The 12,930-nt window shown below is 64.8% G+C and carries 12 protein-coding genes; 6 read left to right on the forward strand and 6 right to left on the reverse strand.

What is annotated here, in order from left to right; genetic code table 11:
• Positions 1-107: 107 nt before the first annotated feature.
• The 4 genes from AB7532_RS22825 to AB7532_RS22840 all read left to right on the forward strand — a co-directional run bounded on the left by AB7532_RS22825 (position 108) and on the right by AB7532_RS22840 (position 4,181).
• Positions 108-1,331 carry an MFS transporter gene (locus tag AB7532_RS22825; RefSeq protein ID WP_441236954.1) on the forward strand — a complete coding sequence of 408 codons (1,224 nt, stop codon included), beginning with the start codon at positions 108-110 and terminating at the stop codon, positions 1,329-1,331.
• Positions 1,332-1,382: 51 nt separating this feature from the next.
• On the forward strand, positions 1,383-2,546 hold the full coding sequence (locus AB7532_RS22830) for an MFS transporter (RefSeq protein WP_441236955.1): 1,164 nt from the start codon (positions 1,383-1,385) through the stop codon (positions 2,544-2,546).
• A 68-nt stretch (positions 2,547-2,614) separates the two neighbouring features.
• Positions 2,615-3,226, forward strand: a complete 612-nt coding sequence (locus AB7532_RS22835) for a PilZ domain-containing protein (RefSeq protein WP_247984434.1) — start codon at positions 2,615-2,617, stop codon at positions 3,224-3,226.
• A gap of 331 nt (positions 3,227-3,557) precedes the next feature.
• Positions 3,558-4,181 carry a transglutaminase-like cysteine peptidase gene (locus AB7532_RS22840; protein WP_441236956.1) on the forward strand — a complete coding sequence of 208 codons (624 nt, stop codon included), beginning with the start codon at positions 3,558-3,560 and terminating at the stop codon, positions 4,179-4,181.
• A 121-nt stretch (positions 4,182-4,302) separates the two neighbouring features.
• On the opposite strand, the gene AB7532_RS22845 is transcribed toward AB7532_RS22840, so the two are convergent.
• Positions 4,303-5,796 carry a CYTH and CHAD domain-containing protein gene (locus AB7532_RS22845; protein ID WP_441236957.1) on the reverse strand — a complete coding sequence of 498 codons (1,494 nt, stop codon included), beginning with the start codon at positions 5,794-5,796 and terminating at the stop codon, positions 4,303-4,305.
• On the opposite strand from AB7532_RS22845, the gene AB7532_RS22850 reads away from it, so the two are divergent.
• On the forward strand, positions 5,788-6,000 hold the full coding sequence (locus AB7532_RS22850; RefSeq protein WP_441236958.1) for a hypothetical protein: 213 nt from the start codon (positions 5,788-5,790) through the stop codon (positions 5,998-6,000). The two genes, AB7532_RS22845 and AB7532_RS22850, sit on opposite strands and share 9 nt — an antisense overlap.
• A 510-nt stretch (positions 6,001-6,510) precedes the next feature.
• Here AB7532_RS22850 and AB7532_RS22855 read toward each other — a convergent pair.
• From AB7532_RS22855 to glsA, 4 genes are all read right to left on the reverse strand, one after another.
• Positions 6,511-7,827 (reverse strand): amidohydrolase family protein, encoded by a 1,317-nt coding sequence (locus tag AB7532_RS22855; protein ID WP_441239338.1) that lies wholly within the window; start codon positions 7,825-7,827, stop codon positions 6,511-6,513.
• A 59-nt stretch (positions 7,828-7,886) separates the two neighbouring features.
• Complete coding sequence (locus AB7532_RS22860; RefSeq protein ID WP_441236959.1) at positions 7,887-8,450, reverse strand: HdeD family acid-resistance protein; 564 nt, start codon at positions 8,448-8,450, stop codon at positions 7,887-7,889.
• A gap of 378 nt (positions 8,451-8,828) precedes the next feature.
• The gene (locus tag AB7532_RS22865) at positions 8,829-10,469 is read right to left on the reverse strand and encodes an MFS transporter (protein ID WP_441236960.1); all 1,641 of its coding nucleotides are present in this window, start codon (positions 10,467-10,469) and stop codon (positions 8,829-8,831) included.
• A 69-nt stretch (positions 10,470-10,538) separates the two neighbouring features.
• The gene (gene glsA, locus AB7532_RS22870) at positions 10,539-11,534 is read right to left on the reverse strand and encodes a glutaminase A (protein WP_441236961.1); all 996 of its coding nucleotides are present in this window, start codon (positions 11,532-11,534) and stop codon (positions 10,539-10,541) included.
• A gap of 373 nt (positions 11,535-11,907) precedes the next feature.
• Here glsA and AB7532_RS22875 point away from each other — a divergent pair, with 373 nt between their 5' ends.
• The gene (locus tag AB7532_RS22875) at positions 11,908-12,117 is read left to right on the forward strand and encodes a hypothetical protein (RefSeq protein WP_441236962.1); all 210 of its coding nucleotides are present in this window, start codon (positions 11,908-11,910) and stop codon (positions 12,115-12,117) included.
• 18 nt (positions 12,118-12,135) lie between these two features.
• On the opposite strand, the gene AB7532_RS22880 is transcribed toward AB7532_RS22875, so the two are convergent.
• Positions 12,136-12,843 carry a GntR family transcriptional regulator gene (locus tag AB7532_RS22880; RefSeq protein WP_441236963.1) on the reverse strand — a complete coding sequence of 236 codons (708 nt, stop codon included), beginning with the start codon at positions 12,841-12,843 and terminating at the stop codon, positions 12,136-12,138.
• Positions 12,844-12,930 lie beyond the last annotated feature (87 nt).

Consider the following 12,930-nt stretch of genomic DNA (forward strand, 5'->3'; position numbering starts at 1 on the left):
GGCAGACACCCAAGAACACCCAAGTATCTTGAGCGCTCGCCAGCGAACGTGTAAGGCCGCAAGAGTCCCACCCTGGTGCCCTCTTGAACCCCATCCCGCAAAATCCCGTGGCCGCGTCCGGATCGTTCGCGGCGATGAAGTCCGTGCCGTACCGGCTCCAGTTCATCGCCTACGTGCTGGCGATGATGGCGGACAATATCGAGCATGTGATCAGCTATTGGGTGGTGTTTCAGAAATTCCACTCGCCGACGCTGGGAGGCTTTGCCGTGCTGTCGCACTGGCTGCCGTTCCTGTTGTTCTCGGTCGCGGTCGGCGGGCTTGCCGACCGGTTCGATCCGCGCCGCATCATCCAGTGCGGCATGCTGCTGTTCATCCTGGCCTCGGCGGGATGGGGCTTCTTCTTCATCACCGACACCATCGAGATGTGGCACGCGATGCTGCTGCTGGTGATCCATGGCTGCGCAGGCGTGCTGTGGCAGACGCCGAACCAGCTGCTGCTCTACGATCTCGTGGGCCCTGCCGATCTTCCGAGCGCGGTCCGGCTGAACGCGATGGCGCGCTATCTCGGCATTCTGGTCGGACCTGCGGTGGGCGGCGTCATCATGCTGACGCTCGGCACCTCGCACGGCATCATCTTCAACACGCTGTTCTACCTGCCGATGCTGCTGTGGCTGTTCTGGGCGCCGGTGCGCGACAAGAGCGTCGCCGTGCGGCGCTTCGCCGTGCGCGGCTTCGCCGACATCCTGCTGACGATCCGCGCCATCGGCACGCAGCCGGTGCTGACCGCGATGACATGGCTTGCCGGCCTCACCTCCTTCATGATCGGCAACGCCTATCATGCACAGATGCCGGGCTTTGCCGGCGATCTCGGCCATGGCGATCCCGGCGTGTCCTACAGCGTGCTGCTCGCGGCTGATGCTGGCGGCGCGCTGCTCGCCGGCATCGCGCTGGAATCCTGGGGGCGCCTGAAGGGCACGCCGCGCACCGCGATCCTGCTCGCGATGCTCTGGAGCGTGGCGCTGTTCGGCTTCGCCGCGGTCAAAATCTATCCGGTGGCGATCGTGCTGCTGTTCTTCGCCGGCTTCTTCGAGCTGTCGTTCAACACCATGGCGCAGGCGCTGGTGCAGCTGAACGCGCCCGCCGACATCCGCGGCCGCGTCGTCGGTCTCTACAACATGGCCGGGCTCGGCATGCGCGCCTTCAGCGGCATCACCGTCGGGGTAGCAGGCGCGGCGATCGGCATTCACTGGTCGCTCGGGCTCTCGGCCGCCGTATTGCTGGCGCTGCTGTGTCTGCTCTATCAGCGCGCGACGCAGAATCCAGCCGATTGACTCTCGTTTCTCCCCACCGCACCCTCGACTGAGGCATGGGGAGATGAGGCGTTGCGCAATCGCTGGGGCATTCTTGCGATCCTGTTCGTCGTGCGCCTCACCATTGCGTTCCAGTTCCAGAGCGTCGCCGCGGTCGCACCGCTGCTGCAACAGAGCTTTGGCGTTGGGCTCGCCGATATCGGCATCCTGATCGGGCTCTATTTCACGCCGGGCGTGGTGCTGGCGCTGCCGGGCGGCGCGATCGGCCGCACGCTCGGCGACAAGCCCACCACGATCGCAGCGCTGCTGCTGATGACAGCGGGCAGCCTCGTGATGGCCACAACCGACGTCTGGGGCTGGCAGATGGCGGGCCGGCTCGTCTCCGGCGCCGGCGGCGTGCTGCTGACGGTGCAGCTCACCAAGATGGGCACCGACTGGTTCGCGGGAAAGGAGATCGCAACCGCGATGGCGATCTTCGTCAACTCCTGGCCGGCGGGCGTTGCGATCTCGCTGCTGGTGCTGCCGGCCATCGGCACGACCTACGGTGCGGGCGCCGTGTTCCTGTCGACCGGTGCGCTGACTGCGATCGGCATTCTGTTGATCTTGTTCTACCAGCCGCCACCGGGAGCAACGGCCAGCACAGCCGGCTCGGGCCGGCTCGATCGCCTCGCGCTGCTGGCGGTGATCGTCGCGGGCCTGATCTGGGGCCTCTATAATGTCGGCTTCGCCATGATCTTTTCGTTCGGCCCCTCGCTGCTCGCCGAGCGCGGCTGGAGCATTGCCGCGGCGGGCTCGGCGATCAGCGTCGTGATGTGGCTGTCGGTGATCTCGGTGCCGGCGGGCGGGTATCTGGCCGATCGCGGCAAGCCCTTTGTCCTGACGATCGCGGCGAGCCTCGTCGTGGCGGCCCTGCTGGCCTGGCTGACCCGGTCCGACGCTGTGATCATCATCCTGGTGCTGATCGGCCTGGTCGGGGGCTTCCCGGCCGGCCCGATCGTGAGCCTCGCCGCACGCGTGCTCGCGCCTGAAACCAGGGCGATCGGGATGGGGTTGTTCTACACCCTCTTCTATGCCGCGATGATGCTGGGACCGGCGGTCGCGGGCCGGCTCGCCAAATCGGCAGGCACTGCCGCGGTCGCGCTCGACCTCGGCGCACTGACGGTATTGGCCTGCCCCCCGTTGATGTGGCTTTTCGAACGCATTGTGTCTGTCCGTCATCGACGCGCCCAATCCTAACGCGGCATTAACCCTGTGCACCTTAGGGTCGTCCCGGACTCCGCCAGGCGGGGGGTCGGGTTGTGAAAATGGCGTTGGCGAACAAAAAATTTCTTCCGGCCGCCGAGGAACGTCGGCGTTTCCAGCGGGTGAAGGTTCACCTGCTCGGCCGCTACATGCTGCCCGATCGCCGAGAATTCCCCTGCCAGGTGATCAACATGTCGCCGGGCGGACTTGCCCTGCTCGCCCCCGGCATCGGCAATGTCGGCGACCGCGTGGTCGCCTATCTCGACCATATCGGCCGCGTCGAGGGCAAGATCACCCGCATCATCGACAATGGCTTCGCCATGACGGTCGGTGCGACGCCGCGCAAGCGCGACAAGCTCGCGGCCCAGCTCACCTGGCTCGCCAACCGCGACATTCTCAACCTGCCGGAGGACCGCCGCCACGACCGTATCGTACCGCGCAACCCGATCGCGGTGCTGACGCTCGAAGACGGCACCAAGATGACCTGCCGCATCATCGATCTCTCGCTGTCCGGTGCTGCCATCGCCGCCGAGAACCGCCCGCCGCTGAAATCGACGGTTCTGCTCGGCCGGGTGCAGGGCCGCGTGGTCCGAAACCTCGAAGACGGCTTCGCGCTGGAGTTCATGCACTCGCAGCCGATCGAGACTCTCGAAGAGAGCGTTACCGCGCGGTAAAGCGCAAACGTCGCAAAACCACTGAATTTCCAGCCTCGAAGGCGGCCTCCGCGATGCGGACGCCGCCTTTTTCATGCGCTGGGACAGGCCCCGCGCGCGTTAACGCGGCGGGCCTTTACACGCGCAAACGGCGGTTCCGCCAGCGTTTCCGCGTTAATCCATAAAATTTGAATCAATTGAAGTATTCTCAAATTTTAGTCGAATTCGATTCAAGTATAGATCGAATTCGCCGCTAGTTTTACTTGCATTCGTCTCGACTTGACTTGGCTGATTTAGCGGCAACTCAAAAGCTCCATGCGAAATGTGGTCCCAACAAGAAACGGGGGCCGCAATGTTGGACTTCAGGGGACAGGGGAAGAAGCTGGCGGTCGTCGCCATGCTGTTCGGAATGAGCGCGGCAGCGCAGGCCGGCGAAAGCCGTCTGCTCTACGCAAGCCTCGGCGACACCACGCGTGCGCCGATCGGCTGGATCGAGTTCTGTGCGGATAACGCCGCTCAGTGCCAGGGCGCACCGACGCAGGCCCGCGACATCGTGATGTCGCAGGCTGCATGGCGCGACCTCGTCAAGGTCAATCGCTGGGTCAACGAGACCGTCAAGCCTTTGACCGACCAGGAGCACTGGGGCGTGATCGAGAAGTGGTCGCTGCCGACTGACGGTTACGGCGACTGCGAAGACTACGTGTTGCTGAAGCGCAAGATGCTGATCGATGCCGGATGGCCCCGCGAGGCCCTGCTCATCACCGTCGTGCGCGACAAGAAGGGCGAAGGACACGCGGTGCTGACGGTGAAGACCGACAAGGGCGAGTTCGTTCTCGACAATCAGAACGAGAACGTCGTTGCCTGGACGGAGACCGGCTACCGCTTCGTCAAGCGCCAGTCGCAGAGCGATCCCAATGTCTGGGTTTCGCTGGGCGATACCAGGCCGGCGGTCTCCACCGCCAGCGCAAGAGATTAACAGGAACGAGACAACAGGTTACGCGACCCGGTCACATCCCCACCCCTCCCCGTCCCAGACCGGTTCGCGCGCGGTCAGCCATCCCCCAATGGCTGGCCGCAACTTTTTTGGGACGACGCGATCAGCCTTGCGAGGTCGGTCGAGACCACGGCACGCGCGCGGCAGTGAAATCGCGCCACGTGCTGTGGAGAGCGGGCTGGACACCGATCGACGCGCGCGCCTGCCAGCCGGCGATGGCCGCAGCCGCGATCGCGCTGTCAGGCTCGGCAGCCAGCCCATCGAGCAGCGACGCCGTCACCGCCATGTCGTTGAAGGCGCCAAGCTCCTCCTGCAGGCCGGCGAGCCGGTGCGAGAATTTTCGCGCGGATTTGCGGTCAGCGAACAGCGGCAGCAGGAACTCGCCGAGATAGCGCAGCCGCTTGGTCGCGAGCCGCACCCGGTGCAGCTGGTCGGTGGACAGCGACTTGAAGTGGCGGCCGCGCTTGAGCACCTTGGCATATTGCTCCGACAAAATGCGCTGCGCGAAATTGACGGCGGGCTCGGCGAGCTGACCGAGATCTTCCGCCGCGACGTCGTTGCGCCAGCCGCGCGCCTCGATCCAGCCACCAAGGTCGATCAGGAACACGGCGCAGCGGCGATCGGCGAGCGCGCGATGCGCCTTGCGGTAAGCATCTGACTGGCATTCGGCGGCAGCCTTGCCCAGCGCGTCAAAGCCGGCAACCGAAGGACAGGCCCTTGCGATCGTCGGCAAGGTCTCGAGCTGGAACACGTCCCAGTCGCGCGCGGCGGAAAGATCCTGCGCCAGCCATTTGGCTTCCGACCGCAGGGCATCGAGATTGTCGAGCGCACCGACCGATGCCATCAGATCGAGCGCGGACCGCAGCCGGCGCAGCGAGACGCGCAGCTGGTGAACCCCTTCCGGATTGCGCCCGTCCTCGGCCGCCGGCAGCGACTGAAGCAGGTGTAGGAAGCAGGAGCGCAGGATCGTCGCGAAGGCTTCGTCCAGCGTGACCGATGCGTCGAGGCGGAGTTTTCGCGGGCGTCGCGCCGAGGGCGGCTGGTTCGCGGCAAGATCGAACCCGCGCGCCGACTTGGTCCGGATCGACGGTTTCACCGCGCCGTGCTCCGCAAGCCGCAACGCGATCTCGTAGATCGTGCTCGCACTGCCGTTCTTGAGCTCCAGTTCGATCTCGCTCACCGGCAGCGAACGGTCGCCGGCCGTCAGCTCGCCCTGGTCGAAGGCGATCTCGACCGTACCCGACGGCAGGTCGATCATCCGGGCATGACGATGAATGTCGGCGGTAAAGACGGGTTCGAGCGGCTGCTCTTCGAGACGGCCGCGAAGCTTCTCCGGAATGAAGGGCATCGCCAAAGCGAGATCGGGCGCAAGCGACGGCACGCTCGCCTCCCACTCGTCGCGTCGCAACGGATCATCCGTGGCGTCGGTCTTCACGGTCTGCACGAAGCGTGTGCCGCTCCGGCGGACGCGCAGGCTCAGGCCGTTGCGCCGAAGCAGGCGCTCGGGCGTGTCGTAATAGATCGACGTGAGATGTTTCCGAGAACCCTTGTTGCGCGCATGGGCCGCGATGACAGGCGCAGCGTTGAAATGCGCCATGCGACCGGCATCGACGACAAGCTTGAGCTCGATCTCCCCGGCTGGACGCGCGGCGGCGTTCGATGGGGGCGGTTCCTGCGCAGGCGTTACCGCTGGCGACGCCGCCTGATCAGAAATCGCGCCCTCGAAGGGCGTCGGTTCCGGGTTGAGCTCTCGTTGCCTGAGGAAGCCGGCAGCGACCTGCGTTCTCTTGTTGTCTTTTGAGACAGGATTCCCGTCCGGCGAACTCGCAGTTTTACGAGCCGGGGTAGCGTCTGATTTTAGCATTTCCGGTGACATGACAGTTCAATGACAGAGCGCCAGCATATAGCCGGTCGAGCCTGGGAGGAATAGTCACGTTACGTCGCAACGCATCATCTTTCCGGCTGTCATAATTCGGTGGGACGTTGCGAATTAAATTTCCTCGGAGATTCGCGGGTGGTCGGATTGCTAGCGAGTCCTGCCATTCTCGAAACCGAGATGAACGAGTCAGCGAGCTCACGCATGCTAGCCGAGAAATTCTTTCTGGTTTTGGAGACGCTTAGAAGTCACGCCGCCGATGACAGGCCCGAATTTGTGACAAGCAATATTGTGACAAGCAATATTGCGGCAAGCCCTGCGCGGCCTCCCCTCGATCCGGAGGCCGAGCCCGGTTCGCGGCGCAAAAGTCCGGTTCCGGGTGATCCGGACTAGAAGCGCTCCAATGTCGCAGGTTCTCGCCCGCGCGAAACCGCATCAGCGCGCGAGCGTGTTCTTGTAGATTTTGCCGTCCTTCATGATCACCAGAAAATTTTTGGCGGGATCTTCAATAAGCTTGATGTTGTCCAGCGGATTGCCGTCGACCAGCAGCAGATCGGCGAACGCGCCTTCCGCCACCACGCCGAGCTTGCCCGGATAGGGATTTCGCAGGCCTGACAAAGTCAGCAGTTCCGCATTGGTCGACGTCGCCATGGCCAGCGCTTCGGCCGGCGTATACCAGCGGGTCAGCGCGGCCAGCATCGACCCCTGCTTGTCCGCCAGCGCCTTCGAGAACAGCACGTCGGTCCCGAATGCGGTCTTGATGTTGTACTTTTTCGCCAGCGCATAGACGCGGTCGGTGCCGGCCACCACCTGCCGCATCTTGTCCTGCTCCGATGGCCCGAGTGTGGCGGCGCCCGAGAGATCGAGGAACGGCTGCGTGCTGAGCCAGACGCCCTTCTCGGCGATCAGCTTCGCGCTCGCCTCGTCCATGAGATGACCGTGCTCGATGCATCGAACGCCGGCCGCGATCGAGCGCTGGATCGCGACCGGCGTGTAGGCGTGCGTGGCGACATACGTGCCCCAATTGTCGGCGGCTTCGACCGCCGCGCGCAGCTCGGGCTCGGTGAAGGTGGAGACATCGAGCGGACTAAAAGGCGATGCGACGCCGCCGCCCGCCGTGAGCTTGACCTGCGAGGCGCCCTGCATCAATTGCTCGCGCGCACGCACGCGAACCTCGTCGGGACTATCAGCGACCATGCTGCCGCCGATCCGCTCCATGCGGCTCAGCATGCCGCCGATGGTGCGCGGCAGATCGGCGAGCTGCCGGAAGTCACCATGACCGCTGGTGACGGTGATGATGGCGCCCGAGGGATAGATGCGGGGGCCGGCGACGAGATCCTCGTCGATGGCCTGCTTGAGACCGAAGCTCGGCCCGCCCATGTCGCGTATCGTGGTGAAGCCGCGCATCAGCGTCGCCGTCGCTTCGCTTGCGGCCAGCAGATTGTTGTAGCCGATATCACCCGCGAGCGCGGCCATCGGTGACGGCCGCACCAGCATCGCGTGCCAATGCGCGTCGATCAGCCCCGGCATCAGCACACGGCCCCCACCGTCGATCACCTGCCCCGTCGCGGTCACGTCGCCGGCCGAGATCTTCTCGATGATCTTGTTGCGGACGAGGACGGTGGATGGCGCGGACAGCGAAGCGGTCTTGCCATCGAATATCCGGACATTGCGGAACAGAACAGCTGAATCCTGCTGCGCCGATGCCGGTGAAGAGAGACCGAAGACCGTTCCAACGAAGCCAAGCAACATGGCGGCTCGCACCAGCGCCAGCGGCGTATCCCAACTCGACATGTGAAATCTCCGCCGCGCTATGCGGGTTTGGCCACGGGCAGCCAGGCGAAAGTCAGCCACCCGATGCCATGTGACAGAAGGTCGATGCCAAGCAGCAGTCCCAGGACCCAGAGGCCGGTCATCGGGAAGCCCGTCAAGATCACGAGTCCCGCCACAACCCCGAACAGGCCGGATGCGACCATGATCCCGCCGCCCTGCTGCCAGCGGCCGAAGCCGATCAGCATCCGCACCACCCCGGACACCAGCAGCGCAATGCCGAGCACATAGGTGAGCAGGAGCGCTCCGGTCAGCGGCTGGCTGACCAGGATGACGCCGAAGGCGACATAGAGGATGCCGAGGATGATCTGCCAGACGAAGCCGCCCCATCCCTTGGTCCAGAACGCGTGGAAGATCTCGAACGCGCCGGCGGCGATCGCCATCCAGCCGATGAACAGCGCGCTGACCACGGTGAAGAAGGCGATATCGCCGAGCACCATCAGCCCCGCGAACACCATGAAGAGGCCCAGCAGCACGCACACCCAGCGCCGCGGTTGCGGCAGGCCGGTCGCGCCCATCGGCGCGCCATGGTCGTAAGTCGTCATGTCATCCTCCTCGGTTTATCTCCAGCGCCAGCCGCAATGACGGCGGCCACGGTGCCACCAGCACTCCCAACGCCGGCGCCGCCGATGCCAAGACGGCGGACGAGGCGGCGGGCGATGTGGCGGCCGATGCGGTGGGCGCGGCCGGTGCGCCGGTGGCGATGGACGACGATCTTGCGCGAGCATTTGGCCCGCAGGTTCACGCCGGCCTGAAGCGGCCTGATCGGTGGGCGACGTCTCGGGCAACGCCTCGGCATTCCGTGGCCACAGGGACACGCCCGCACCTGTCAGGATCACGCCTCCAAGCAGCAGGCCAAGCGCACCGCGCCGATTGATCTCATTCATAGGGCTCTCCTCCGAACTGTCCCGCCCGGTTTCAACTCACGTTTTTGCTGCGGCCTCATCGCTGGGAATCTCGCCCGGCAGATAGTTGGGAAGCCGTCCCGCCGGGATGATGGCGATCAGCGAGAGACCCGCCATGATGAGAAGCCCGATCTTGAGCGCCCGCAGCCGCGCCTCGGTGTTCACACGGACGGCCTCCGCGACCTGCTGCGGCGATCCGCTGGTGCCTTCCAGCACGCTGCGCAGGCGGTCGTTGCTGACGAAGGTGATGTTGTTGAGATCGACCTGGGCCTGAAGCTCCGGTGTGAGCACGGGGCTCGCCGTGATCTTGCCGAGCGCAATGGTGCTGAGCAGCCCGACCATCAGCGCGCCGGCCACGGCGGTTCCGACCGCAGCGGCGAGGTTCTGCGTCGTGCCGCGCAGCGATCCGACGTCGCCGGCCAGCGTCTTCGGCGACGACGTCACCAGGACGTTGAACAGCAGCGTCACCAGCGAGCCCTGGCCGATGCCGAACAGGACCAGCCCGAACAGCACGGGGATCTCGCTCCAATCGTTGCGCACGACGAAGGCGAGCCAGACCAGCGCGATGGTGCAGAGCGCGAAGCCGTAGCGCCCGATCTGACGCGGCGTCAGCCGCTCGTAGACATTGACGATCAGCATCGCCGAGAAGAAGACCGTGAGGTTGAATGGCATCATCGCGATTGCGGTCGCGATCGGCGAACGCCCCTGCACGATCTGAATGTAGAGCGGTACGGTGAAATTCAGCGCGGCCTCCAGCGCCACCACCGCGAACAGCGCAAAGACTGCGCTACGTTCCTGCGGCGAGTCGATCACCTCCAGCGCCAGCAGCGGCGTCTTGCCCGCGGCCTGCCGCCGGTGCGTCCATAGAAAAAATGCCTGGCCCAACACGATGCCGAGCACGATCATGATCGGCGCGGGCGAGGCTCCCAGCAGATTGAACGGCGCGTTCGGTGTCGCCACCGCAAGGCCCCAGCCGTTCAAATTGTTGAAGCCGAAACTGATCAGGATGATCGCACTGGCGGCGAGCACCACGCCGACGAGGTCGATCTGCACCTCCGGACGGCTGCGGTCAGGTTTGAGCCGGAAGCTCATCAGGAAGACGATCGCAGAGGCGGCGATCAAAATGCCGAAGGCCGGTCGCCAGCCGATATAGGTGCCGAGCACGCCGCCGACGACGAAGGCCAGAACGCCCGCGGCTGCGCGCGCGGAGCCGAGCGCGCCAAGCGCGGTTGCCTGCTGACGGCCCGCATAGTTCTCCGCAATCAGCGCAACGAGCGAAGGGACAATCACCGAGCCGGCGGCGCCGCACAGCGCCTGAGCCGAAATCATGACGGTGGCCGACGGGCTGAACGTCATCATGAGCTGAGAAATGAGGAAGAGCACCACCGCGCCGCGAAACACCTGCAGCGCACCAAAACGCTGGGCCAGCTTGGCGCCGAGCATCACGAAGCCCGCGACCAGCATGGAGTAAGCCACGATGCCCGTCGCAACGGTGGTCGGCGCCACGCCAAAGCTTTCCACCATGCCGCCCATCGCCACCGGCAGCGAGGCCACGTTGAACGACATGATCATCTGGCCAAGCGCGATTGAAATCATGGGAATCCACGAGACGCGCTCTTCCTGTTGAACGCCGCCGATCGAAATCGTTTGCGTGGCCATGGCACCCCTCCAACTTGATCAGCCTGCGACCGGTCGGGCCACGAGCCCGTCGGTCCCTCGTGCATTCGTTCACTCTTCCGGTTGCGACACGAACAGATCCATTCCCAGCCGCTGCGACAGGAACTTTGCGGCGAGCTGTCCCCGCACGCTGTTGCCGGCGGCATCGAGCGGCGGCGCGAACGTGCCGAAGCCGCCCTTGCCCGGCGACACCGCGACGATGCCGCCGCCGATCCCGCTCTTGCCGGGCAACCCGATATCGTAGAGCCAGTCGCCCGAGGTCTCGTAGAGGCCGGCGGTGATCATGACGGCGAGCGCGTAATGGCAGACCGAGGCATCGACCACGCGCTGCTTCGTGACCGGATTGACGCCGCCGTCGGCCAGTGTCGCCCCCATCACGGCGAGGTCGCGGGCGCTGACGTTGAGCGAGCACTGCCGCGTATAGAGATCGGTCGCTTCCTTTGCGTCGCAATAGATGCAGTCGTAGCTCTCCAGCAGCCGCGCGATGCTGCGGTTGCGGAAATTGGTCTCCGATGCCGAGGCGTAGACCTCTTCGTTGAGCGGCAGCTTGCGGCCGGCGAAGCGCGACAATCCGTCATGGATGAAAGCCCACCGCGCCGCGGCATCGGCACCGGGCGCGAGGCTGGTGGTCGCGATCGCGCCGGCATTCACCATCGGATTGGTGCGGCCGCTGCCCTGCTCGATCGCCGCGAGCGAGTTGAACGGCAATCCCGTCGCATTTGCGCCGAGCCTGGCGCGCGCCTCCTCCGGCCCGATGGTCTCGCAGACCAGCGCGAACAGGAATGGTTTCGACACGCTCATGATCGAGAATTCGTGGTCGACATCCCCGGCGCCGTAGACCTGACCGCTGGTTCCGACGACACACACGCCGAACAGCTCGCTCGGCACACGCGCGAGTGCGGGATAGACCTGCGAGTTGGTGCCGTCGCGATTTGACTGAAAGCGTCGCTGCGCCTCGGTGACCAGCGCCTGCACGGTCTCCGCACCGGGCAGATGGCCCGTTGAGACGTAAGCCGTATCTCGTTCGTCAGCCAGAGGTCGCGCCATGGCACCACTCCGCAGAACGGATTCAACGCATGTCGGCTCCGTTCTAGAACTCGACGCTTGTGAGCCAGTTGATTCCGCCGGCCGCGACGAGTCAATTTGCAACCGCAAGGCGATTTTGCAGTCCTGCCATACGGCCCCATGTGACAGCCTGCGAGACGCAATGACGCAGGAATTTTCGGCATATGCGTAAGCATTACTGCCACGCACGCATCGAACTCTAATCAAAAGCAGATCGCGAGCGGCGCATCCAATCAACGCCAGATTGCGCTTGGCGCGGACTGGAGTACGATCCAGCGCAGGCTATGCGACGGAAGATCATGGGCCGGGAGCAAGTCGCGAAGGCAGACCCGACATCGCGGGAACGAGGCACAACATGGTGGCACAGACGAGTGACGGACACGTTCTGCTGACCAAGAAGCTCGGCGGACTCATCGCAATCATCATCGGATGCCTGCTGACCGCGGTCGGCATGACATTCGAATCCACGGGCATGACGATCCTGGGCGTACTGTTCCTCGCGCTCGGCGCCGTCCTGCTCGTGCTCAAGATCATCAGGCGCAACCAGGGACCGCCGCTGACCTAACTAGCCGGCGCGGCGCGCTCACGCCCCGAGCACATCGGCGAGCCGCAACTCGTCGGCTGCAGGGTCCTTCAGGAACAGCTCGGCCTCGATCTCGTTCAGATGCGACAGCATCTGCGCGCGCGCGGCCTGCTTGTCGCGTTTGCGGATCGCGGCGACGATGCCAGCGTGATGATCGGTGCCGCAAGCCGGCGTGTCATGGCGGCGATAGAGCAGGATGATGAGCGAGGAGCGCGCGATCAGCTCCTTGAGGAAGCCGAGATAGATGCTGTGGCCACTCATCTCGGCGACGAGGCGGTGAAAGTCGCCGGAGAGACGGACCGAGGCGCGCGCGTCGCCGCGCAGCTCCGCCTCGCGTTCTTCAGTGAGATGTTGCTGAAGACGATCGATCCAGGCCGGCGACACCGCATCGACGGCATGGTCGACGATGGTTGGCTCGATCAGGCGGCGCGCCTCGAACACTTCACGGGCATCGGCAGGGGTCGGGCGCGCGACGAAGGCGCCGCGGTTCTTCTCGATCGTGACGATGCCCTCATGCGCAAGTTGCTGAAGCGCGGTGCGGACGAGCGTGCGGCTGGCGCCGTAGATCTCGCCGATCTCGTCCTCACCGAGTTTCGTGCCCGGAAGCAGGCGATGCTCGAGGATCGCCGCGGTCACGCCTTCCCTGATCAGGCTGACGCGATCGCTCGCATCTGGCGCATCGGATTTCGGGCGGGTCCTGGCAGCCATTCGTTCGAGGATTCGGGTTTGAGGTTTCGGTCGGCGACGTCAGTCTTGGAATGTTAGTCGACCAGCTGTATCCAATCACAGGCGAAA

This window comes from Bradyrhizobium sp. 930_D9_N1_4, assembly GCF_052076015.1.
Classification (GTDB): domain Bacteria; phylum Pseudomonadota; class Alphaproteobacteria; order Rhizobiales; family Xanthobacteraceae; genus Bradyrhizobium.